This is a genomic window from Aeromicrobium sp., assembly GCF_049587115.1.
GTDB lineage: Bacteria > Actinomycetota > Actinomycetes > Propionibacteriales > Nocardioidaceae > Aeromicrobium.
Genome location: NZ_JBAVDI010000021.1, coordinates 1 through 20,546, shown reverse-complemented (window position 1 = coordinate 20,546; position 20,546 = coordinate 1). Strand labels below are relative to the sequence as shown.

22 protein-coding genes and 2 tRNA genes are annotated in these 20,546 nt (G+C 67.5%); 17 read left to right on the top strand and 7 right to left on the bottom strand.

The annotated features are described in order from the left end of the window. Window positions 1–28 precede the first annotated feature (28 nt). Window positions 29–703, bottom strand: coding sequence for an EcsC family protein (locus tag WB461_RS02145; protein WP_423851074.1), 675 nt, complete (start codon window positions 701–703; stop codon window positions 29–31). Between the two features lie 67 nt (window positions 704–770). On the opposite strand from WB461_RS02145, the gene WB461_RS02140 reads away from it, so the two are divergent. From WB461_RS02140 to WB461_RS02130, 3 genes are all read left to right on the top strand, one after another. After that, window positions 771–1,736 (top strand): phosphotransferase, encoded by a 966-nt coding sequence (locus WB461_RS02140; RefSeq protein ID WP_423851073.1) that lies wholly within the window; start codon window positions 771–773, stop codon window positions 1,734–1,736. Next, a complete protein-coding gene (aat, locus tag WB461_RS02135) occupies window positions 1,733–2,386 on the top strand; it encodes a leucyl/phenylalanyl-tRNA--protein transferase (RefSeq protein ID WP_423851072.1) in 654 nt (217 codons plus the stop codon). Before WB461_RS02140 ends, aat begins: the two co-directional genes overlap by 4 nt. A gap of 107 nt (window positions 2,387–2,493) precedes the next feature. Beyond that, window positions 2,494–2,766 (top strand): HU family DNA-binding protein, encoded by a 273-nt coding sequence (locus tag WB461_RS02130; RefSeq protein WP_423851112.1) that lies wholly within the window; start codon window positions 2,494–2,496, stop codon window positions 2,764–2,766. A gap of 79 nt (window positions 2,767–2,845) precedes the next feature. Here WB461_RS02130 and WB461_RS02125 read toward each other — a convergent pair whose 3' ends face one another. Next, window positions 2,846–3,172 carry a rhodanese-like domain-containing protein gene (locus WB461_RS02125; RefSeq protein ID WP_423851071.1) on the bottom strand — a complete coding sequence of 109 codons (327 nt, stop codon included), beginning with the start codon at window positions 3,170–3,172 and terminating at the stop codon, window positions 2,846–2,848. 166 nt (window positions 3,173–3,338) lie between these two features. On the opposite strand from WB461_RS02125, the gene WB461_RS02120 reads away from it, so the two are divergent. Together WB461_RS02120 and WB461_RS02115 are read left to right on the top strand one after the other, a co-directional pair. Then, window positions 3,339–3,734 carry an ATP-binding protein gene (locus WB461_RS02120; protein WP_423851070.1) on the top strand — a complete coding sequence of 132 codons (396 nt, stop codon included), beginning with the start codon at window positions 3,339–3,341 and terminating at the stop codon, window positions 3,732–3,734. Window positions 3,735–3,768: 34 nt separating this feature from the next. Continuing rightward, a complete protein-coding gene (locus WB461_RS02115) occupies window positions 3,769–4,605 on the top strand; it encodes a DUF5926 family protein (RefSeq protein WP_423851069.1) in 837 nt (278 codons plus the stop codon). A gap of 15 nt (window positions 4,606–4,620) precedes the next feature. Here the strand turns inward: WB461_RS02115 and WB461_RS02110 are convergent, their stop codons facing one another. Then, window positions 4,621–5,802 (bottom strand): arginine deiminase, encoded by a 1,182-nt coding sequence (locus WB461_RS02110; RefSeq protein ID WP_423851068.1) that lies wholly within the window; start codon window positions 5,800–5,802, stop codon window positions 4,621–4,623. Window positions 5,803–5,962: 160 nt separating this feature from the next. Here WB461_RS02110 and WB461_RS02105 point away from each other — a divergent pair, with 160 nt between their 5' ends. The 4 genes from WB461_RS02105 to WB461_RS02090 all read left to right on the top strand — a co-directional run bounded on the left by WB461_RS02105 (window position 5,963) and on the right by WB461_RS02090 (window position 10,724). Beyond that, window positions 5,963–6,673: an HAD family hydrolase gene (locus WB461_RS02105; RefSeq protein ID WP_423851067.1), complete on the top strand. Its 711-nt coding sequence runs from the start codon at window positions 5,963–5,965 to the stop codon at window positions 6,671–6,673. Continuing rightward, window positions 6,670–9,156: a glycoside hydrolase family 65 protein gene (locus WB461_RS02100; RefSeq protein ID WP_423851066.1), complete on the top strand. Its 2,487-nt coding sequence runs from the start codon at window positions 6,670–6,672 to the stop codon at window positions 9,154–9,156. The genes WB461_RS02105 and WB461_RS02100 overlap by 4 nt, the downstream gene beginning before the upstream one ends. 132 nt (window positions 9,157–9,288) lie before the next feature. Next, complete coding sequence (locus tag WB461_RS02095; protein WP_423851065.1) at window positions 9,289–9,666, top strand: hypothetical protein; 378 nt, start codon at window positions 9,289–9,291, stop codon at window positions 9,664–9,666. A 47-nt stretch (window positions 9,667–9,713) separates the two neighbouring features. Beyond that, window positions 9,714–10,724 carry an adenosine deaminase gene (locus tag WB461_RS02090; RefSeq protein WP_423851064.1) on the top strand — a complete coding sequence of 337 codons (1,011 nt, stop codon included), beginning with the start codon at window positions 9,714–9,716 and terminating at the stop codon, window positions 10,722–10,724. A 67-nt stretch (window positions 10,725–10,791) separates the two neighbouring features. On the opposite strand, the gene WB461_RS02085 is transcribed toward WB461_RS02090, so the two are convergent. After that, window positions 10,792–12,408 carry a phosphatase PAP2 family protein gene (locus tag WB461_RS02085; protein ID WP_423851063.1) on the bottom strand — a complete coding sequence of 539 codons (1,617 nt, stop codon included), beginning with the start codon at window positions 12,406–12,408 and terminating at the stop codon, window positions 10,792–10,794. Between the two features lie 74 nt (window positions 12,409–12,482). Between WB461_RS02085 and serS the strand changes: the two genes are divergently transcribed. Together serS and WB461_RS02075 are read left to right on the top strand one after the other, a co-directional pair. Further along, entirely contained in the window at window positions 12,483–13,751 is a 1,269-nt protein-coding gene (gene serS / locus WB461_RS02080) for a serine--tRNA ligase (protein ID WP_423851062.1), read from the top strand. 13 nt (window positions 13,752–13,764) lie between these two features. After that, a complete protein-coding gene (locus WB461_RS02075; RefSeq protein ID WP_423851061.1) occupies window positions 13,765–14,550 on the top strand; it encodes an HAD family hydrolase in 786 nt (261 codons plus the stop codon). A gap of 10 nt (window positions 14,551–14,560) precedes the next feature. Here WB461_RS02075 and WB461_RS02070 read toward each other — a convergent pair whose 3' ends face one another. The 3 genes from WB461_RS02070 to WB461_RS02060 all read right to left on the bottom strand — a co-directional run bounded on the left by WB461_RS02070 (window position 14,561) and on the right by WB461_RS02060 (window position 16,749). Beyond that, the gene (locus WB461_RS02070; protein WP_423851060.1) at window positions 14,561–15,124 is read right to left on the bottom strand and encodes a transcription factor WhiB; all 564 of its coding nucleotides are present in this window, start codon (window positions 15,122–15,124) and stop codon (window positions 14,561–14,563) included. Window positions 15,125–15,199: 75 nt separating this feature from the next. Next, entirely contained in the window at window positions 15,200–15,703 is a 504-nt protein-coding gene (locus tag WB461_RS02065) for a bacterial proteasome activator family protein (protein ID WP_423851059.1), read from the bottom strand. 74 nt (window positions 15,704–15,777) lie between these two features. Further along, entirely contained in the window at window positions 15,778–16,749 is a 972-nt protein-coding gene (locus tag WB461_RS02060) for an NAD(P)H-quinone oxidoreductase (RefSeq protein ID WP_423851058.1), read from the bottom strand. A 57-nt stretch (window positions 16,750–16,806) separates the two neighbouring features. Here WB461_RS02060 and WB461_RS02055 point away from each other — a divergent pair, with 57 nt between their 5' ends. From WB461_RS02055 to WB461_RS02030, 6 genes are all read left to right on the top strand, one after another. After that, the gene (locus tag WB461_RS02055; RefSeq protein WP_423851057.1) at window positions 16,807–17,724 is read left to right on the top strand and encodes an alpha/beta hydrolase; all 918 of its coding nucleotides are present in this window, start codon (window positions 16,807–16,809) and stop codon (window positions 17,722–17,724) included. Window positions 17,725–17,803: 79 nt separating this feature from the next. Then, a complete protein-coding gene (locus WB461_RS02050; protein ID WP_423851056.1) occupies window positions 17,804–18,589 on the top strand; it encodes a carbon-nitrogen hydrolase family protein in 786 nt (261 codons plus the stop codon). Beyond that, complete coding sequence (locus tag WB461_RS02045; protein WP_423851055.1) at window positions 18,586–19,638, top strand: hypothetical protein; 1,053 nt, start codon at window positions 18,586–18,588, stop codon at window positions 19,636–19,638. The genes WB461_RS02050 and WB461_RS02045 overlap by 4 nt, the downstream gene beginning before the upstream one ends. Window positions 19,639–19,680: 42 nt before the next feature. Beyond that, window positions 19,681–19,769, top strand: a tRNA-Ser gene (locus WB461_RS02040). Window position 19,770: 1 nt separating this feature from the next. After that, window positions 19,771–20,202 (top strand): hypothetical protein, encoded by a 432-nt coding sequence (locus tag WB461_RS02035; protein ID WP_423851054.1) that lies wholly within the window; start codon window positions 19,771–19,773, stop codon window positions 20,200–20,202. An 83-nt stretch (window positions 20,203–20,285) separates the two neighbouring features. After that, window positions 20,286–20,372, top strand: a tRNA-Ser gene (locus WB461_RS02030). The last annotated feature ends 174 nt before the right edge of the window (window positions 20,373–20,546 follow it).

Sequence of the window (20,546 nt, the reverse complement as noted above, 5' to 3'; positions counted from 1 at the left end):
GGGCCTGCGCCCGGGATCACCGGTGACGTCAGCGGGCCAGCCGGCGGTCGCGGAGCTCCTCTTCCGCGAACTGACCGATCTGCCACGTCGCGTAGGCGTCGCTGGATGCGCCGACCGCGCCACCGAGCAGCGGCACGCGCCGGCCGATCAGGGTGATCGCCCGGCGACCGGTGGTGCGACCGACGAGCTCGGAAGTCACTTCGCGCGACAGGGTCTCGTCGAGCACGGGGTCGTGCACGGGGGACGTCGCCAACGCCATCGGTGAGGAAGGCAGTCGGTGCCTCTTGACGAGGGACTCGACCGCTTCCTCTCCGAGCATGCAGGCGAGGATCGCGTTGCGCACGCGTGGGTCATCGAGGTCGTAGCCACGCAGGTGTGCGATGCCCGCGACCAGGTGGCACTGCACGACGGTGACGCCGACGACATTGGCGGGGACCGAGACGGCCAGCGCAGTCACGCCGCCCAGATTGGTCACAAAGCCCTGGATCCCGGCCAGCCCCGCGTGCATGCGGATGAGCCCGCGGATCGCCAGCTCGACGTCGCCGCCGTGGTCGACGAGCTTGGCATCGCCGGAGGCAGCGGCAGATCGCAACGGGCCGATGCCGTCTATCGCGTGGTCCAAAACTATGCGGACGTAGCTTGAGGCCACGGCGGGAACGAGCTTGGCACCCGCCGTGACGGCGACATTTCGGCGGACTCCCATGGCACCAGCATAGGTCGCGTCCCGAGCGCAGGGCTGGTGCGGCGAGGCCCGGCCCTAGTCTGGTGTCATGGGACGCCCCTTCTCCGAGCGCGTTGCCGAGCCCGGCTGGCATCGGGAGGTCGAGAACTGGGTCGAGGAGCAGCTCGCGCCCGCCGGTCACCGGGTCACCGGGCCGAGCAGGCAGCCGCATCTGCGACCATGGTCGACCCAGCTCGTGCTGCCGACGGATCTGGGCTTGATGTGGTTCAAGGCCAACTGCGCGGGGCTCGCGTTCGAACCGCTGCTGCACACCGAGCTGGCGCGGCTGGCTCCCGCGTCGGTGGATCAGCCGTACGCGATCGATGCCGCGCGAGGCTGGGCGCTCACCCGCGACCGGGGGGCGACGCTGGGTGATTCCCATCAGCCGACGGCCGCCGATTGGCGCCAGGTGCTGGGTGAGGCGGCCGCTGTCCAACGCCTCGCTGCGGGACACGTCGAGGAGCTGCTCCGGACCGGCCTACCCGACTGCTCGCCCGGGACGGTCGTCGACCGTCTCGACCGTCTCGTCGACATCCTGGTCGATCTGCCCGAACAGCACCCGAGCCGCATCGACGCCGATCTCGAGCGCCGACTGCGGATTGTTCGGCCCGCGATCGTCGACGCGGTCGACGAGCTCTGCTCGTCCAGCCTTCCCGCGACGTGGCAGCACGGGGACATCCATCCGTGGAACGTGTTCGCGGTCTCCCCGGACTCTCTGCGGATCTTCGACTTCGGCGACGGGCAGTGGGCACATGCCGCGGAGCTGCTGAGCGTGCCGCGAGGTTGGATCACGGAGCGCAGCGAGGTCCCGTGGGAGGACGTCGTCGAGAGCTACTGCGCGATCTGGGGCGTTGGGCCCGCGGATCTGGAGTCGCAGCGCAGAGCCACCGACCTGACCCAGCCGGTCAACCGCGCCATGACCTGGTGGGTGTGCCTCACCGAGGCCACTGCCGCGGAGTGGGCCGAGTGGGGCCGCGCCCCGGTGGACCACCTCTCCCGGCTCGTCGACCCATGAGGAGGCAGTCACTGGCCGCTTCGCCATGGATCTTCGATCCCACCGCGTGGCCGGACGAGGATTGTGTCGCGGCCGGCGCTGATCTCGAGCCGGGGACCCTGCTTGCCGCCTACCGCAACGGGGCCTTCCCCATGCCGCACGACGGCCAGCTGCTGTGGTGGTCACCGATGCTGCGCGGCGTGCTGGAGCCCTTGGCGCTCCGGGTCACCCGGTCGCTGGCGAAGTCGCGCCGCCGCTATGTCGTGACGATCGACGAATCTTTCGAAGAGGTCATCGACGCCTGCGCCGATCCGAATCGGCCCGGCGCCTGGATCGATTCGCCGATCCGTGAGGCATACGTGCGCATGCACCGACTCGGATGGGCTCACTCGGTCGAGAGCCGGGACGACCACGGCGCGCTCCTCGGCGGCCTGTACGGCCTGAGCGTCGGCCGGCTGTTCGCCGGAGAGTCGATGTTCCACCGGGCGGCTGACGCATCGAAGGTCTCGTTGATGGCGCTGGCGGAGATCATGGGCCCGACCGGCCTGATCGACACCCAGTGGCGCACGGACCATCTCGCTTCGCTGGGGGTGACGGAATGGCCGCGCGATCGCTACCTGCAGACGATCGGGCCGCTCGTGCAGGCCGACCCACCCCCGATGTGGTTCTGATAGCAGGCCGAATTCCCCGTTGCCCGCGGGGGGTGGGGCAGAATCACGGATCTCGGTTCATAGACTGTGATGGAACACTTCACCACTCACTAGGAGCTTTTGTGGCTATCTCACGCAACGACCTCGTCGCTGCCCTCGCTTCGAAGGCCGGCACCAGCAAGGCCGAGGCCGACGCCGTCCTCTCGTCCTTCAGCGAGATCCTGCTCGACTCCGTCAGCAATGGCGACAAGGTCTCGATCCCCGGCATCCTGTCCGTCGAGCGCGTCGAGCGCGCCGCTCGCACGGGTCGCAACCCTTCCACGGGCGAGACGATCGACATCCCCGCCGGTTTCGGCGTCAAGGTGAGCGTCGGCTCGCGCCTCAAGGCTGCGGCCAAGTAACACTCAGCAGAATCCGCGCAGCGCCATCGGGTCTGATCCGGTGGCGCTGTCGTGCGTCCGGTGGTCGATTACGTACTGGCTACAGGTCCCCGCGTGCGACCGGACGTCCCGCCTGCTCCCAGGCGTCCATGCCGCCGGCGAGGTTGATCACGTCGTGCCCCTGGGAGTGCAGCCACTCCGTGGCCCGGGCCGATCGGCCGCCGACGTGGCACACCACAACGGTCCTGGCGTCGGGATCGAGCTCGCCAACCCGCGCCTGCAGCTCGCCGAGCGGGATGTGGATCGCGCCGATGATGTGCCCGGCTGACCACTCGTGACTCTCGCGCACGTCGAGCACCACCAGATCGGCCGGAATCACCTCCGGCACGCCGGTGATGTCAGTGGTCGGGATGCCGAATTCGTTCATCTGTCCATGGTCCATGGCGACGTGTGATGCAACACCGCGGGGGTGTTTTTTGGCTCCAGGAGTAGCAATGGACCCCCTCGTGTAGTTACTTTGGACTACATGCGGGCAGCCGCCCGTGATTTTTTCGGCGTTGCACGCTCTCGTACTCGGTGGATCGGTGGTGGTCATGAAGGCTCACGACACGATCCGTCTGCCCTTTGTCGCCTCCACACCGGGGATCGCCCGCACACGACTGGCGGCTTTCCTGACGGTGAACCGGGCGTCCAACGAGGTGATCGATGACGCGCTGATCGTCATCAGCGAGATGATCGCCAACGCGGTGAGCCATGGCGTTCCGACATCCGACGGCACGGTCGAGATCTCGTGGTCGATCAGCGGAACCCTGCTCGAGCTGAGCGTCTACGACGCAGGCGTCGGTGCCTCGCTCAAGCCAATCGACTTCGACGAGGACTCGCTCAGCGGTCGTGGTCTGTCGATCATCAACCGGGTTGCGGATCGATGGTGGGTCGACATGTCGGCGGGCACTCGCGTCAACGCTGAGCTCGGCCTCATCCCCCACTGAGACACCGGCTTCCCTCGACATAGACTCCCCCGTCATGGGCAAGAAGTCGCGAAACAAGAACAAGGCCGCCAAGAAGCAGCGCATGCCCTTCGTGGCTCGCACGTTCGAGGGGCTCCCGCACGAGGCCGACTGGATAGCACTGCGCGAGTTCGTGCCGTCCGCGAGCGCGGTGGTCCAGCTCATGTCGGGCCGATCGGTTCGCATCTGCTCGTTGCTCCCGGGCAATGGCGCCGGCATCGTGCGCCCCGACGGCGAGATCTGGGTCGGTCTTCAGGTCGCGCACAACTTCGGTGACATCAGCCGTGACCTGGCGTACGTCGTCGAGACGGCCCTCGAGCTCGACCCGGGTCAGCCGGTGCCGATGGCCGACCCCGGGGTGGGGCCGCGCCTGCAGGACCTGGTCGATCCCGAGAGCGGGTTCGAGGTGGAGGTGCACGAAGGATTCGACTACTGGGTCGAAGGCACCGACGAGCGTCCCGAGACCGCCGAGCTGCTCGCCCAGGCCAACGAGACGATCGCGCCGACCGTGCGCCTCACCTCGGTCGATGCGGCCTACTGGACCGAGATGGGTCCGCAGCGATTCCTCCGCTGGGTCATGACCGAGGACGAGACCGCGCTGCTTGACGCTCTCGCGCGCCTCCGCGTGCGCGGAGAGGACACACTGGGCGACGGAACCAAGCTCATTGGTCACTTCCGCGGCCACGGGCGGCTGGTGCCGGTGTGGGAGTTCGACGTCGACGCAGAGGCGCTGGAGGAGCCGGCGCGGGCCTTCCGTATCCGGCTCGATGCGGCACTAGCCGATGACGGCCCCCTGACCACGGAGCAGCGGTCGGCGCGCAACTCCATCGTCAGCCGCCAGGTCACGATCTGACCCGAGATCGGTGGCTCAGTCGCGGTCGATCGGGCACGACATGCAGCGCGGCCCGCCGCGGCCCGAGCCCAGCTCGGATCCGCTGATCGCCACGACCTCGATACCGTGCTCCTCGAGTCGTGCGTTGGTCTGCACGTTGCGCTCGTACGCCACGGCGAGCCGTGGTCCGATCGCGAGGGTGTTGTTCCCGTCGTCCCACTGCTCCCGCTCGGCAGTGACGGGATCCAGGCCGGTGTCGATCTGGTGCAGCGTCTCGATACCCATCGCCTCCGCGGCCGCGGCGAAGAACGATCGCTCCGGCGCTACGACGAGCTGGTCGTCGTCGAGGGTCACGGAGTACGCGCGAAGCGTGTCGGCCATGTTGGGGTAGATCACCACAGTGTCGACGTCGACCATCGTCACGATCGTGTCCAGATGCATCGTGGCGCGTTCCTGAGCGATCGGCACCGCGAGCACGGTGTGCGCGAGCCCGCCGGTGAGTGCTTGCTGGGCGAAGCGCTCGAACCCGGCCGGTGTGGTGCGCTCGCCGACCCCCACCGCGATCGTCCCCGGGGCCAGCAGCAGGACATCCCCACCCTCGACGTGCTCGAGGTGGGCGCCATGCACCCGGGGCACGTCGGCGAACCTGGGATGGTGATCGTAGATCAAGCCGGTCAGCCTGGTCTCGCGGACGCGGGCCGGCATGGCGAGGCTCGTGACGGCAACGTGGCCGCGCAGCCACACCGATGAGTCGCGGGTGAACAGCAGATTGGGGAGCGGTTCGATCAAGAACTCGTCTCGGGGCAGCAGGCTCGTGACGATGCTGCGGAAGGTCTGGACCTCGTCGTTGCGCAGGCCCGCCGTCAGGGTGTGGGCCAGCTCCTCGGGAGCCAGGTCGGTCATGACCCGGCAGAGGTGGTCGCGCAGGCCGTCACCGAGTTGCAGACTCGAGGTCGTGCTGTTGATGATCGACTCCCTGGCCTGTGCGTCGGCGAGGGTCTGCACCAGCAGGTCCATGAGGTAGAGCACCTCGACGTCGCGGTCGCGGAGAGCCTCGGCGAAGGCGTCATGCTCCTCCTGGGCCCGGCCGAGCCACGGGATGGCGTCGAACAGGAGCTGGTCATTGTTGCGGGGCGTCAGCCGGCCGAGCTCGGGACCGGGCCGGTGCAGCATGACCGTCCGCAATCGACCGACTTCGCTGTCTGCTCCACGTGTCATGCCACCACCCTAGAGACTCGGCGGCCAGACGGTGCGGCGCCAACGGATCGGCTCGGATCGTCCAGCCATGGCCGCCAGGGATGCCGGGTGATGAGATTCACGCGCTGGATCCTCCCCCGTTGGTCGACACCACGGGCCGGGTCGGGCATACCCTCGACATGTGGACTGGAACGACTACGACGCTGCCCTGTTCGACCTCGATGGGGTCATCACCCCGACCGCCGAGGTGCACATGCGCGCCTGGGCCCAGATGTTCGGCGACTTCCTGCACGAACGCGGGATCAGCCAGGCGTACACCGATGACGACTACTACCGCTTCGTCGATGGCAAGCCGCGGTACGACGGCGTGCGGTCGTTCCTCCAGAGTCGTGACATCGAGCTGCCGGAGGGCGACCCCGGCGACGGACCGGAGCAGAAGACGATTGCCGGCCTCGGCAACCGCAAGAACGCGGACTTCGAGCAGATCCTGAGCACCGAGGGGGTCACGGCCTATGCGGGGTCGGTGGCACTGATCGACATTCTGCAGAAGCGCGGCACCAAGCTGGCCATCGTGTCGAGCTCGCGCAATGCAGCGGCTGTGCTCGAGGCGGCAGGCCTGCTGGACCACTTCCCCGTCATCGTCAGCGGCAAGGAAGCGGCCGAGCGGGGACTGGCCGGAAAGCCTGCCCCTGACACGTTCCTGGATGCCGCGGAGCAGCTCGGGGTACCCAAGGAGCGCGCGGTCGTCTTCGAGGATGCACTGTCCGGTGTGCAGGCTGGCGCCGCCGGCGAATTCGGTCTCGTCATCGGAGTGGACCGTGGGGTGGGTGCCGATGCTCTCATCGAGCATGGCGCCGACGTCGTCGTCGCGGATCTGCAGGAGCTCACATGAACGGTCCGTCGCACGTCGCGCCCGAGAACATGGACTTCCTGGATCGTTCGCGTTATCCCGTCGACGAGTGGGCGCTGGTCGAGAGCCACATCGACAATGACGACCTCGGCGCGACCGAGACGGTGTTCTCCGTCGGTAACGGCTACATCGGTCTGCGCGGCAACGTCGACGAGGGCCGCGACTCGTACTCGCACGGCACGTTCGTCAACGGCTTCCACGAAACGTGGCCGATCCAGCACGCAGAGGAAGCATTCGGGTTCGCGCGCGTCGGCCAGACGATCGTCAACGCACCCGACGCCAAAGTCATCCGGCTCTACGTGGACGACGAGCCGCTGCTGCTGCCGATTGCCGACCTGATCGAGTACGACCGACGGATCGACTTCCGGGCCGGGGTCATGATCCGCGACATCCTGTGGCGCACGCCGAGCGGGAAGCGGGTGCGGATCCGCTCGCGGCGGATGGTCTCGTTCACCCAGCGACACCTGGTGGTGCTGACCTTCGAGGTCACGCTGCTGGACGCGCCGGCGCCGGTGGCAATCTCTTCCCAGGTCCTGAACCGACAGGACGGCGAGGACGAGTACCACGTCCGGTCCAAGTCGATGGGCGAGGGAGTCGACCCGCGCAAGGCCAGCAGCATGCGTCACCGGGTCCTGATCCCGCAGAGCAACTCCGGCGACGCCGAGAGCGGCCGGGTCTCGCTGGGCTACCAATGTGCGGAGAGCGGGATGACGATCGGGGTCGTGGCCGATCACACTCTTGAGACCGCGAACCGATTCACGACCCACGTCCACACGGACGACGACCTGGCGAAGCTGACCTATCGGGTCGCCGCGGAGCCGGGGCAGCCGATCACGCTGACCAAGCTGGTCAGCTATCACACCTCCCGCGGCGTGCCCTCACGTGAGCTGATCGACCGCTGCCAACGGACCCTCGATCGAGCGGGTGCCGAGGGGCCCGATCAGCAGTTCGCCGATCAGCGCGCCTGGCTCGACGATTTTTGGGCCAGATCCGATGTCGAGGTGCCGGGACAGCCCGAGATCCAGCAGGCACTGCGTTGGAACCTGTTCCAGATCGCGCAGGCCTCCGCCCGCGCCGAGGGCACCGGCATCGCCGCCAAGGGCGTGACCGGATCAGGCTACGGCGGCCACTACTTCTGGGACACCGAGGTCTACGTCCTGCCGTTCCTGACGTACACGACTCCTCGGTCGGCTCGCAACGCCTTGCGGTTCCGCTACACGCTGCTCGACGCGGCGCGCAGACGGGCGGATCAGCTCGCGCAGCAGGGTGCGCTGTTCCCCTGGCGCACGATCAACGGCGAGGAGGCATCGGCGTACTACGCGGCTGGCACGGCGCAGTACCACATCGATGCCGACATCTCGTACGCGCTGAGCCAGTACCTCGCCGCGACGGGTGACATTGACTTCCTGACCCGCGAGGCCATCGACGTGCTCGTCGAGACGGCCCGGATGTGGGTCGACCTGGGCTTCTGGCGCAGCGAGGAGGATGGCATCTTCCACATCCACGGCGTCACGGGCCCGGACGAGTACACGACGGTGGTCAACGACAATCTTTTCACCAACGTCATGGCCCGGTTCAACCTGCGCAGAGCCGCCGAGGCAGTACGTGACCTGGCCATTCGCGACGGTGTCGAGTACGACCAGGTCGTCGGTCGCCTGGAGCTGGACGAGCGCGAGGTCCAGGACTGGGAGCGGGCAGCGAACGACATGGCCATCCCTTACGACGAGCACATGGGAGTTCATCCGCAGGACCAGCACTTCTTGGAGCGGGAGGTGTGGGACCTGACCAAGACGCCCATGGACAAGCGACCACTGCTCCTGCACTATCACCCGCTGGTGATCTACCGGTTCCAGGTGCTCAAGCAGGCCGATGTCGTGCTGGCGCTGTTCTTGCAGGGCAATCACTTCACGCCCGAGGAGAAGCGCGCCGACTTCGAGTACTACGACCCGATCACGACGGGCGACTCCACGCTGTCTGCGGTCGTGCAGTCGATCATCGCGGCCGAGGTCGGCTACCACGACCTCGCGCTGCGTTACTTCCTCTCGGCGCTGTTCGTGGATCTGGCCGACCGCCACCACAACACTGCCGACGGCGTGCACGTCGCCTCGACCGGCGGGGTGTGGAGCGCGCTGGTCAATGGCTTTGGTGGGTTCCGTGACTACGGCGGTGTGTTCACCCTCGACCCACGGCTCCCCGAGGAGTGGGACTCGCTGGTCTTCCGGGTCACCTTGCGGGGCACTCGCGTCCGAGTGATCGTCCGGCCCGGCGATGTCGAGCTGAGCATCGAGGAGGGCAAAAGTGCCATGATCGTCGTGCGCGGCCAGGAGGTCGAGGTGCTGCCGGGTGATCCGGTGTCTGTGTCGCTCGATGGTCAGGGGCCACGCCTGGAGGGTGTGCCGGAGCCCGTGCCGGGCCGTCGTCGCAGCGATGGATCGATCATCACCGCGATCGTTCCGGGGTCCTGAGCGAGCCTGGACGGTCCCCCCACACCCCGCTGGGTGCGTTGCCAACACAAGCAGTTCCGGCATTCACTGTGTGGGTGGTCGCGACCCGTGAAAACATCGTCACGACCGAAAGGCAGCTCAATGCTCACCGTGATGTGGAGGACCGCCGCCGGCGAGAACGGCGAGTCCGTGCTCGGCGCCGACGACAAGTGGACCTTCGGACGCTCCGGCGGTGCCGATGACGTGACGGTCGCAGTCGACGATCCTGCTGTCAGTCGCACCGCCCTCGTGATCCGTGACGCTGCACCGGGCCCGATCGTGTTCCGTGGACAGATCGACAACGGGGCCAAGGTCGCTCTGGTCAGCGTCATCGGCTCGACCACGTGGCTCGACGAGGGCACGGCCGGCAACCTGACCGCGGAGGAGAACCGGGTCGAGTTCTCGATCAATGATGAGGTCCTGCTGACCGTCGACGTCGAGTTCGACGACCGAGGCTCCGTGGTCGAGCGGCAGCAGTCCGCCGGCGCCTGATCGCTGCGTCCGCGGGCGCAGAACGGAGCTCTCGATACGATCTCGGTATGTCGTTCATCTCCGAGCTGCCCAAGGCAGAGCTGCACGTGCATCACGTCGGTTCCGCTTCTCCGCGTACCGTCGCCGAGCTAGCCTCCCGCTACGAGGGCCAGACTGCGGTGCCGACCGACCCCGACCTGTTGGCGGATTACTTCACATTCACTGATTTCGGGCACTTCGTCGAGGTCTACCTCTCGGTGGTCGACCTGATCCGCACGCCCGAGGACGTGTGGACCCTCACGTATGACGTAGCTCGTGATCTCGCGCAGCAGAATGTTCGGTACGCGGAGCTGACCCTGACGCCCTACACCTCGATCCTGGCGGGGATCTCGGCCGAGGCGTTCTGCGAGGCCGTCGAGGACGCGAGGCACAAGGCCGAGGCGGAGCTCGACATCACGCTGCGGTGGTGCTTCGACATTCCCGGGGAGTTCGGCATCCCGGGAGCCGACGTCACGCTCGACACGGCGCTGCGGATCCGCCCTGACGGCCTGGTCAGCTTCGGCCTTGGTGGACCTGAGGTCGGCGTTCCGCGGCCGCAGTTCGCCCCGCATTTCGAGCAGGCGATCGCGGCCGGACTTCGCAGCGTGCCGCACGCCGGAGAGTCGACCGGACCCGAGACCATCTGGGACTCGATCAATCATCTGGGCGCCGAACGGATCGGCCATGGCATCGCGGCTGCCCAGGACCCGGCACTGATGGACTATCTGGCCGACCGTCAGATCACCCTGGAGGTCTGCCCGACTTCCAACGTCCGCACCCAGTCGGTGCCCTCACTCGAGGAGCACCCGTTGCCGCAGCTGGTCGCCGCGGGAATCCCCGTGACGATCAACTCCGATGACCCGCCGATGTTCGCCACGACGCTGAACGACGAGTATGCGGTCGCCGCCGACCTGCTGGGACTGGACGACCTCGGCGTCGCCGAGCTGGCTCGCGTTGCCGTTCGCAAGTCATTCGCCGACGATGCGGTGAAGCGCGACATCCTCGCCGAGATCGACCGGTACGTCGCTGCGTCGACGTGACAGGTGGCCCGTAGGCAGGGCTCGCGCGGCGTGCCGTCAGGAGCAGCCGGCTGACTCACCACATCGTTTAAAGGGCGGTCACCGGCGCCGGCGGGAGCGGGACGCGAACCAGCAGGACGCCGGGCTGGACATTCGCCGTGATCTCCTTGCCCTCGCCGACGGGGTCACCGTCCAGCTGCATGGGCATGGTCTTCTCCGCACGGATGACGACCTTGCGGCCAGTGAGCCGGTCGAGTCGCTCGTTCGTCCGCTTGTGCCGACCGAGGACCCGCACGATGATCGCCAGCCAGCCGATGAATCGCTTGGGCGCGAGCACCACGACGTCCAGCAGCCCGTCATCGATCTGGGCGTCCGGGAGCAGGGGGATGCCACCCTGCAGGAAGCCGACGTTGCCGATCACGACGGTACGGGCCCGGAACTTCTTGAACTCGCCGTCGTCCACCGAGATCTGCACCTTCATGGCGGGGAATCGGGCGGCCTTGACCCCACTGACGAAGTACGCCAGCCAGCCGACCTTGTTCTTGAGCTGGTCATTGACCCCGGTCATGATGGCGGCGTCCATGCCGAGACCGGCCATCACGAGGAAGGTCGTGTCGGTGCCGGTGTCGGTGTGCAGCGTCGACAGGTCGATCGCCCGGTCCTGCCCGCCGAACACCACGTCGAGGGCATCACGTGTGTTGAGCGGGATCGAGAGATTGCGGGCCAGCAGGTTGCCGGTGCCGTGCGGCAGGATGCCCACGGCCACACCGGTGCGGGCGGCCTCCTCGCAAACTGCTCGCACCGTCCCGTCGCCGCCCGCGGCCACGATCAGGTCGACGCCCTCGTGCAGGCAGGAGGCGGCCTGTCCGTGGCCGGGGTCTTCGATCGTGGTCTCGAGCCAGATGGGCTCAGTCCACTTCTCGCGTTTCGCGACGAAGCGGACCCGGGCCTTGAACTCCTCGACGTCTCCGACCTTGGCCGGGTTGAGGATCACTGCCACCCGCTTGCGACCCGTGCCGGTCAGGGCTGCGAGCTCGTGCGGGAGACGCGCGGTGTCGGTGACCAGCAGGATCCACAGGCCCAGCGCCACGAAGACACCGAAGCTCAGCCCGGCCACGACATCGCTGAGGTAGTGCACGCCGAGATAGATCCGGCTGGCGCCGACGCCGATCGCGAGCAGGGCCAGGATCGTCACGATGATCCGGCGACGCAGGCCACGTCCGGTCAGCACGATCGTCAGCAGGATGGCGACGGTAAAGAACATCCCAGCGCCGGCCGAGTGACCGCTCGGGAAGGAGTAGCCGCCGATCTCGTGCAACGGCTTGTCGAAGACGGGGCGCGATCGATCGAATGCGAGCTTGATCAGGGCGTTGCCGACGATCGCGACAACGGCACTCGCGATGATCCAGATCGCGACCCTGCGCTCACGTCGCCAGAGCGCGTAACCGGCCAGCAGGATCAGCGCGATGGCCGAGCCGAGATTGCTGAATACCACCGCGACGACGTCCAGGAACGAGACGAGCCCGTCGTGACGGGTGCTGAAGTCGTACGCGCCTTGGGCGACGTCGTGGTCCAGCGATATCAGCGGGTCCGCCTTGATCCCGACGCATACTGCCAGGATCGCGAACAGGGTGGCGGGCACGAGCAGGATCCACAGGAGGATCACGGGCCGGGCGGGCTTGGCGCGGCGCAGGTCGAACGACACAGCTTCCTCCTTGGGGGGTCGACCAACTCTAGTCGACCGATCTGGGCGCGCGAGCCGGACGATAGGCTGAACCGGTGATCGACCCGAGAATCCTGCGAGACGACCCTGACGCCGTACGAGCCGCCCAGCAGCGCCGCGGCGAGTCGACCGAGCTCGTCGACGAGCTGATCGGGGCGGACGAGCAGCGTCGGTCGACGATCTCTGCCTACGAGGCGGTGCGCGGTGAGCAGAAGAACCTCGGCAAGCTCATCCCCCGGGCGCAGGGCGAGGAGAAGCAGCTGCTGCTGTCGCGAGCCAAGGAGCTGAGTCAGCAGGTCAAGGAGGCCGAGACGGTCCAGGCCGCTGCAGCGGAGACCTTCGAGCGGCTGATCAAGACGCTGCCCAACCTCGCCTCGGTGGATGCACCGCAAGGTGGCGAGGACGACTTCGTCGTGCTCGACACGGTAGGCACGCCGCGGGACTTCGCCGCCGAGGGATTCGATCCACGGGACCACCTTGAGCTGGGGCAGATGCTGGGCGCGATCGACACCGAGCGGGGCGCCAAGGTCAGCGGCGCCCGCTTCTACTTCCTGACCGGCGTGGGAGCCCAGCTGGAGCTGGCCCTGACCCAGCTGGCCATGAGCAAGGCTGCTGCGTGGGGCTTCACGCCGATGATCCCCCCGGCCCTGGTCAACGAGCGCGCGATGGAGGGCACGGGGTTTCTCGGTCAGGCCGCTGATGACGTCTACCACCTCGAGAAAGATGGCCTCTACCTGGTGGGCACCTCCGAGGTGCCGATGGCGGCCTACCACTCGGACGAGATCCTCGACGCCGGGTCGATGCCGCGTCGTTACGCAGCCTTCAGTCCCTGCTATCGGCGGGAGGCCGGTTCCTACGGCAAGGACACGCGAGGGATCTTCCGGGTGCACTGGTTCGACAAGGTCGAGATGTTCGTCTACACCACGATCGACGAAGCCGCTGCGGAGCATCAACGCATCCTTGGCTGGGAGCGTGCCTGGCTGGATGCGCTCGAGCTGCCGTACCGCGTCATCGACGTCGCCTCGGGCGACCTGGGGCTGTCGGCGATCCGCAAGTTCGACTGCGAAGCCTGGATCCCGACACAGGGCAAGTATCGCGAGGTGTCCTCGGCGTCCAACTGCACCGAGTTCCAGGCGCGCCGCCTGAACATCCGCGTGAGCGGCGACGAGGGCACTGCCCCGGCGGCGACGCTCAACGGCACCTTGTGCGCCATGACCCGCACGATCATCGCGCTGCTGGAGAACGGGCAGCAGGCCGATGGCTCGGTACGTCTCCCCGCCGCGCTCCACCCCTTGCTCGGCGAGGTCCTGAGGCCGATCGCGTGAGCGGACCAGCGCTGTGACCTTCCGTCCCCGTCTCGTCGCGCTCGACGTCGACGGCACCCTCGTCGACGGTGACAACATCATGACCGCCGCCGTGCGGGAGGTCGTCCATGCGGTTCGCGACGCCGGCATCGAGACGGTCATCGCGACAGGTCGTGGTGTTCCGGGTGTGATGGATGCCGTCGAGAATCTGGGCTTCACCCGAGGTCATGCCGTCGCCAGCAACGGTGCCGTCACGATGCGGTACGACCCCCACGTCGAGCTGCTCGACGTCGTGACCTTCGACGCCAGCGAGGCGGTCCGCCGTGTGCTCGAGCAGATTCCGGACGCGCTGGTCGCGGTCGAGGAGGTCGGTGTCGGCTTCAGGCTCAACAAGCCCTTCCCCGACAGCGAGATCAGCGGGCAGCTCGTGGTCGAGGACGTCGAGTCACTGATCTCCGAGCCCGTCGCCCGCGTCGTGATTCGCTCGGCCGACCACACCCCCGACGAGTTCACCGCGATCGTCAAGGATCTCGGCCTGACCGGCACCAACTACTACATCGGCTACTCGGCCTGGCTCGATCTGGCACCGGACGGGGTGTCGAAGGCCTCCGGGCTGGAGTTCTTGTGTGCCAAGTTCGGTATTGCGCGGTCCGAGGTGCTGGCAGTCGGCGACGGCAACAACGACCTGGAGATGCTGCGCTGGGCCGGTCGGGGCGTCGCCATGGGACAGGCGCCGGACTCCCTGAAGGCAGCAGCCGACGACGTCGTGGGACCCATCGACGCCGACGGACTGGTGACCGAGCTCAGCAGGTACGTCTGAGCAGGACGCCTCAGGCGACCCGGCTGGACTCCAGCTCGTCGAAGCAGTCCAGCACTGCATCCACGCTGGGCCGGCTCGCAATCGACTCCCGGGGCAGCAGCGACTCGTCGTGCTTCTGCTCACGCGCACGGCGCAGGTGACGCTTGACCGTCGAGGTCGAGCAGTCCAGGCGGTCGGCGAGCTGGTGGCAGGTGTCCTTGGGGTAGGCATGACGCATGGTCATGACCGCCTCATGGCTGACCGGCCCCCCGCCAACCCGGGCGGCACCGAAGGGCACCGCGGAGGGCTGCTGGATCACGATGCCGAGTCGGTGGCGGATCTGTTGACGATCGAACTCGGTCGTGCAGGCGGCGTAGCCCGAGACATCGACCTCGACGACCGCACGGTAGAGGCAGTCGATCATCAGCGGGCAGCCGGCGCACTGCCGGTGCACGGCTGCTCGTTTGGCGCTCAACCGCTCCCACTCGGCGGCGGTGATGTTGGCCCGCGCCGGGGGTGAGTGCAGTTGCTCGTCGTGGTAGTCCGCAGGCTCAGAAGCGCACGGAGGTGTCGTCGTGGCATCCACGATGGTCATGGGCTCCCTCTTTCCCATCGAGAGCCAGGACCGACGACACTCCTGCGTCGATCTCAGCTCACATCGGAGCCAAGTCTAGAGGTACATGCCCGCTGAACCACTACTTTCACCTGAAGTAGTCAAATCTTCACCTTTGGTGTCGTTTGGACCCGGTAGGGCCAGCCTCATGTTCTGGAACTGCGACTGGGCCTGAACCTGTTGTGCGTACAGCGCGGCCTGGATGCCGTGAAAGAGTCCTTCGAGCCAGCCGACGAGCTGTGCCTGGGCAATGCGGAGCTCGCCCTCGCTGGGGGTGTCGTTGTCGAACGGGAGGCTCAGGCGCTCGAGCTCATCGACCAGCTCTGGGGCCAATCCGTCCTCGAGCTCCTTGATCGACTGCAGGTGGATGTCGCGCAATCTCGTCCGGCTCGGCTCGTCGAGGGGTGCGGCCTTGACCTCTTCGAGGAGCTGACGGATCATCCCGCCGATCCGCATGACCTTGGCGGGCTGCTCGACCAGGTCTCCGAGCGCTACGTCGACCGGCGGTGGCGGCACGGCCTGGCCGTCGGGCCCGATGATCTCCGGCTGCTGCTCAGTCATGGTTCGAGCCTATCGAGTCGCGTCCAAACCCGCGTCGCGAGCAGGAGCGCCCGGCGCCTCCGGCAGGCCTGTCGTCAGGTCGTGAGCAGGACCTTGCCGCTGTGGCTGGAGTCCTCCAGCACCTGGTGGGCTTGGCGCACCTCTTCCAGCGGATAGGTCGCATGGGTGACCGGCCGGACGGTGCCGTCCGAGATCAGCGGCCACACCTGGGCGACCATCGCGGACACGATTGCCGCCTTCTCCGCCGACGGACGAGCCCGCAGGGTCGTCGCCATCACGGCCGCCCGCTTGGACATCAGGGCGCCGAGGTTGAGCTCAGCCTTGACTCCGCCCTGCAGACCGATCACGACGAGTCGACCGGCCGTTGCGAGGGCCGAGACGTTGGCCGAGAGATACTTCGCGCCGATGATGTCGAGGATCACGTCGGCCTTGATGTCGGCCCGGTCCATCTCCTCGGCGAAGTCGTGCTGCGTGTAGTCGATGGTCATGTCCGCACCGAGCTCGCGACAGTACTCGGCCTTCTCGGCCGAGCCGACGGTCACCACGACGCGTGCGCCGAAGGCCTTGCCGAGCTGGATGGCCATCGTGCCGATGCCGCCAGCCCCGCCGTGGACGAGCAGGGTCTCCCCGTGCTGCAGCTTGCCCATCATGAACACGTTGGACCACACCGTGCACGCCACCTCCATCAAGCCACCGGCGTCCAGCAGCGAGACACCAAGGGGGACCGTGGCGACCTGACCGGCAGGCACCACGACGTACTCGGCATAGCCGCCGCCGGCCAGCAGGGCGCAGACCTGGGTGCCGGGAGGGAGATCCGTGACGCCCTCGCCGGCCTCCACGATGTCGCCCGAGCACTCCAGCCCGAGGACGTCGGTGACTCCGGGCGGAGGCGGGTAGAACCCGCGGCGCTGCAGCAGGTCCGAACGGTTGAGTCCTGCCGCAGTCACGCGGATCAGGACCTCGCCGGGACCGGGCACGGGCTTGGGGCGCTCGACGACCTCGAGGGCTTCGATCTTCCCCGGGTTCGGAGCTATGACGGCACGCATCCCCGCAGGCTAGCGGCCTCGCGGCCGGAGTGCCTCCCTGAGGCTTACGATTCCATCATGAGCCGCGTGGACACACGTTTCGCCTCGGGGCCCGGCTGGTGCGCGGCCTGGTGGTACGAGCCGGACGCCGTGAGCGTGGTCGAGAGTCGAGGTCCGGTCGTGGTCATGGCCCACGGGCTGGGGTCGGTCATGCAGATGCGGCTCGACTCGTATGCCGAACGCTTCGTCGCGCAGGGGTATCGCGTGCTGGTGTTCGACTACCGCCACTTCGGGGCGAGCGACGGAGAGCCGCGCGGGTTGCTCGACATCGGGCGCCAGCTTGACGACTGGGCAGCCGCGCTGCACCACGTGCGATCACTGCCAGGTGTCGACGTGGACCGGATCGTCCTGTGGGGCACGTCGTTCAGCGGCGGTCACGTCATCGAGGTGGCGGTCCGCGACGGCCGGATCGCAGCGATCATCTCCCAGGTCCCGTTCACCGACGGGTTGTCGTCACTGCGTGCGCTGGGACCGGTCAGCTCGCTGAAGGTTGCGGCGCTGGGTGTGCGGGACGTTCTTCGGGCCGGGCGAGGCGCGCTCCCCGTGCGGGTCGACCTGGTCGGCAACCGAGGAGATGCTGCGCTGATGACAGCACCGGACGCCCGGCCCGGCTTCGAGGCGCTGATACCTCCGGACGCCGGACCTCCCGATCGTGTTGCGGCTCGTATCGGTCTTCGGATCGCGCTGTACTACCCGGGTCGGGCCGCGGCAGCGCTGGAGTGTCCGGCCCTGTTCTGCGTCGCGATGAATGACAGCGTGGCGCCCGCGCGCTCGACTCTCTGGCACGTGCGCAAGGCTCGGCTCGGCCGCATCGAGCGATACCGCACAGGCCACTTCGATGTGTACGTCCAGCCGTGGTTCGACCGGGTCGTCGCCGATCAGGTCCGGTTCCTCAGCGACACGGTGCCCGTGACTCGACCGGGCCCCGATGCGTAGGCCTGCTGGCGCCGTACCGTCGAGCCCCGGCCCGCAGGATCGCCTGCCGGGCGTGTCCCCACCTGCAAGGATGGCCCGTATGCGTGTCGCCCTGGTCCAGCTCGTCTCGACGACCGACTCCTCGGTCAATCGCGAGGCGATTCGGGCGCAGCTGGCGACACTGCAGGACACCGACGAGCTTGACCTGGTGGTGCTGCCGGAGGCAGCGATGCACGACTTCGGCCCGCCGGAGCTGGATCTGGCCGCCGTCGCCGAGCCGCTCGACGGCCCGTTCGTCCGGCTGATCGGCGAGGAGGCGCGCCGGCTGGGGACCACGATCGTGGCCGGGATGTTCGAGCAGACCGACGATCTGCCGTACAACACTCTGGTCGTGGTGGGCCCCGACGGCGAGCTGCGCGACACGTACCGCAAGATCCACCTCTACGACTCCTTCGGCTACCGAGAGTCCGAGCGCCTCCGCGCCGGCGAGATCACGCCGGTCGTCATCGAGATCGCGGGAGGGAGCGTCGGACTCATGACGTGTTACGACCTGCGGTTCCCCGAGCACGCCCGCGCGCTGGTCGACGCGGGGGCCAGCACCCTGGTGGTCCCGGCCGCCTGGGTCGCCGGTGAGCACAAGCTCGACCACTGGCGCACCCTGCTCGCGGCTCGGGCGATCGAGAACACCATGCACGTGCTCGCTGCGGCGCAGGGTGGCGAGCGCTACACCGGTCATTCCTTGGTTGTCGATGCGTGGGGCTCTATCGTTGCTGAGGCGGATACCGCCCCCGGAATCGTCCGTGCCAACCTCGATCCTGAGGACCTGGCGCACGCGCGGGAGATCAATCCCTCGCTCGCCAATCGAAGGATGCGTCCCAGATCATGAGTGCCCCCAAGGCTGGCCGCCGTCGCCTCGACGCCTCCGTCCTCCCGGAGTACGACCTCCCGACCCGCGAGCCCCGCTTCGAGTCACCGCGTGCGGCCCGGACGTTGATGCTGCTGGTGTTCGTCGCCTGGCTGGTGGGGACGACGGGCGCGGCCACCTCGGTCGTGGCGGTGGGCACCCCCACATGGGTCGAGCGACCGTCGGCTGCTCTGCTGATGGTCGTCTTCGCGATCGGCTTGACCCATCGCGGCGGTGGCCACCTGCGCATCTGGTTCCCGTTGACCGTATTGCTCGGTGGGCTGGCCCTGATCCTGGAGACCAACCTCCTGCTGGTCTCGGCCGCCGCGGCGACGGCGGTGCTGGCCGCGGTGTGGGCGGTGTTTGTCACGAGGCCGGCGGCGACTCTGCTCGGCGCGGTCGGCGAGTACGTCCTGGCGCTGGCGGTTGCGCTGAGCGGCACGGTCGGCGTCGCGGCGTGGAACGCTCCGGTCAACTACCAGCGCTTCAATCTCATCGTTCTCAGTGTGTCGCTGGGACTCGCGATCACCCTGGTGTGGAATCTGGGTGCCGGCCTGCACGGGCTGGGTCGGCAGAACTTCGCCATCCTGCTGGGCGTCGCGGCGCTCGTGGTGCTGGTGCTGGCGTACAGCAGCTTCGTCCGCACCCACGGCTCGCAGTCGGTCGTCCAGGCGTTGAGCGATCTGGTGATCTGGATGCGGCAGACATTCCAGGGGGTTCCCCGACCGGTCGAGGTGTTCATCGGCTTCCCTGCCCTCATCGTCGGTGTCTCGATGCGATCGAAGCGCCGTGAAGGTTGGTGGATCCTGGTGTTCGCGGTGATCGGGACGGCAGTGCTCACGACCTCGCTGGTCACGCCCGGGGCCTTCCCGAGCTACATCGGTCTTTCGACGCTCTACTCGAGCATCCTGGGGCTGCTGGTCGGCCTCGTGCTGCGCCGGTTCCTCATGAAGGAGCAGGACGCCCGGCTGTCGCGGGTCTTCGCTCCGGTCGTGCGAGTAGAGCCTCCCCGGTTCGCGCCATTGAAGTGATGGCATAATCGAGGCGGCGCAGCGCCCCGGCGTTGCCACCCAGGAGGGGTGCCGGAGCGGCCGATCGGAAGCGCCTTGAAAGCGCTCGCTGGCAGCAATGTCAGCCGCGGGTTCGAATCCCGCCCCCTCTGCTTGAAGACCTATCGACTCGACCGCCGGTTTGTGCTGCCCGCTGTCGGCATCAGCCTGATCGTCGCCGGACTTGCGGCCGCGTTGGCTTTCGTGCTGTCCTCGGTCGGCCCGCTGGCCTGGATCTTCGGCGGCCTGACCGTCCTGGCGCTGCTGGTCGGTTTGCGCACGATCGCCTTCCCGCCGGCCGTTGTCCGGCTCGACGCCACCGGGCTACGAATCGGCGGCCAGCTGACCGTGCGTCCGGTCCGTGTCCCGTGGCTCGAGATCCAGGACGTCACAGTCGAGAGCATGAGGCTGCTGATCGACCGTGGCGACGGTCAGGTGCTGGCATTTCCCCTGGCCTATGTGGGCTCTCTGGCCGGTGAGATGCTGCGTGAGATCTACGACGGGCTCAACACGGCGAACGGTTATCGGCGCTTCGACCAGACCTGATCGGCCGACCGTATGGTCCCGATTCGTCTCCTGTGCCTGCGGGTCGGTATCCTGTTCCGGTTGCCGGTTTCGATCGGCAGCGGGGAGGTGTCGCATAGTGGCCTAGTGCGCCCGCCTGCTAAGCGGGTTGAGGTTCAAACCTCTCGCGAGTTCAAATCTCGCCACCTCCGCTGCCACGCAAGAAGCAGCGATCAAAATGACCAGTCACCCACGTGGCTGGTCATTTTGCGTGCTGAGCACTGAGGAGTTTTCTCCGCTGCCACGCAAGAAGCAGCGATCAAAATGACCAGTCACCCACGTGGCTGGTCATTTTGCGTGCTGCTGAAAGAGGAGCTAGCGTCGCT

What these genes read in the sequence shown, in the direction of transcription:
- WB461_RS02145 (WP_423851074.1), bottom strand. Translation starts at nt 703, where the DNA reads ATGGGAGTCCGCCGAAATGTCGCCGTCACGGCGGGTGCCAAGCTCGTT.
- WB461_RS02140 (WP_423851073.1), top strand. Translation starts at nt 771, where the DNA reads ATGGGACGCCCCTTCTCCGAGCGCGTTGCCGAGCCCGGCTGGCATCGG.
- aat (WP_423851072.1), top strand. Translation starts at nt 1,733, where the DNA reads ATGAGGAGGCAGTCACTGGCCGCTTCGCCATGGATCTTCGATCCCACC.
- WB461_RS02125 (WP_423851071.1), bottom strand. Translation starts at nt 3,172, where the DNA reads ATGAACGAATTCGGCATCCCGACCACTGACATCACCGGCGTGCCGGAG.
- WB461_RS02120 (WP_423851070.1), top strand. Translation starts at nt 3,339, where the DNA reads ATGAAGGCTCACGACACGATCCGTCTGCCCTTTGTCGCCTCCACACCG.
- WB461_RS02115 (WP_423851069.1), top strand. Translation starts at nt 3,769, where the DNA reads ATGGGCAAGAAGTCGCGAAACAAGAACAAGGCCGCCAAGAAGCAGCGC.
- WB461_RS02110 (WP_423851068.1), bottom strand. Translation starts at nt 5,802, where the DNA reads ATGACACGTGGAGCAGACAGCGAAGTCGGTCGATTGCGGACGGTCATG.
- WB461_RS02100 (WP_423851066.1), top strand. Translation starts at nt 6,670, where the DNA reads ATGAACGGTCCGTCGCACGTCGCGCCCGAGAACATGGACTTCCTGGAT.
- WB461_RS02095 (WP_423851065.1), top strand. Translation starts at nt 9,289, where the DNA reads ATGTGGAGGACCGCCGCCGGCGAGAACGGCGAGTCCGTGCTCGGCGCC.
- WB461_RS02090 (WP_423851064.1), top strand. Translation starts at nt 9,714, where the DNA reads ATGTCGTTCATCTCCGAGCTGCCCAAGGCAGAGCTGCACGTGCATCAC.
- WB461_RS02070 (WP_423851060.1), bottom strand. Translation starts at nt 15,124, where the DNA reads ATGACCATCGTGGATGCCACGACGACACCTCCGTGCGCTTCTGAGCCT.
- WB461_RS02065 (WP_423851059.1), bottom strand. Translation starts at nt 15,703, where the DNA reads ATGACTGAGCAGCAGCCGGAGATCATCGGGCCCGACGGCCAGGCCGTG.
- WB461_RS02060 (WP_423851058.1), bottom strand. Translation starts at nt 16,749, where the DNA reads ATGCGTGCCGTCATAGCTCCGAACCCGGGGAAGATCGAAGCCCTCGAG.
- WB461_RS02055 (WP_423851057.1), top strand. Translation starts at nt 16,807, where the DNA reads ATGAGCCGCGTGGACACACGTTTCGCCTCGGGGCCCGGCTGGTGCGCG.
- WB461_RS02050 (WP_423851056.1), top strand. Translation starts at nt 17,804, where the DNA reads ATGCGTGTCGCCCTGGTCCAGCTCGTCTCGACGACCGACTCCTCGGTC.
- WB461_RS02045 (WP_423851055.1), top strand. Translation starts at nt 18,586, where the DNA reads ATGAGTGCCCCCAAGGCTGGCCGCCGTCGCCTCGACGCCTCCGTCCTC.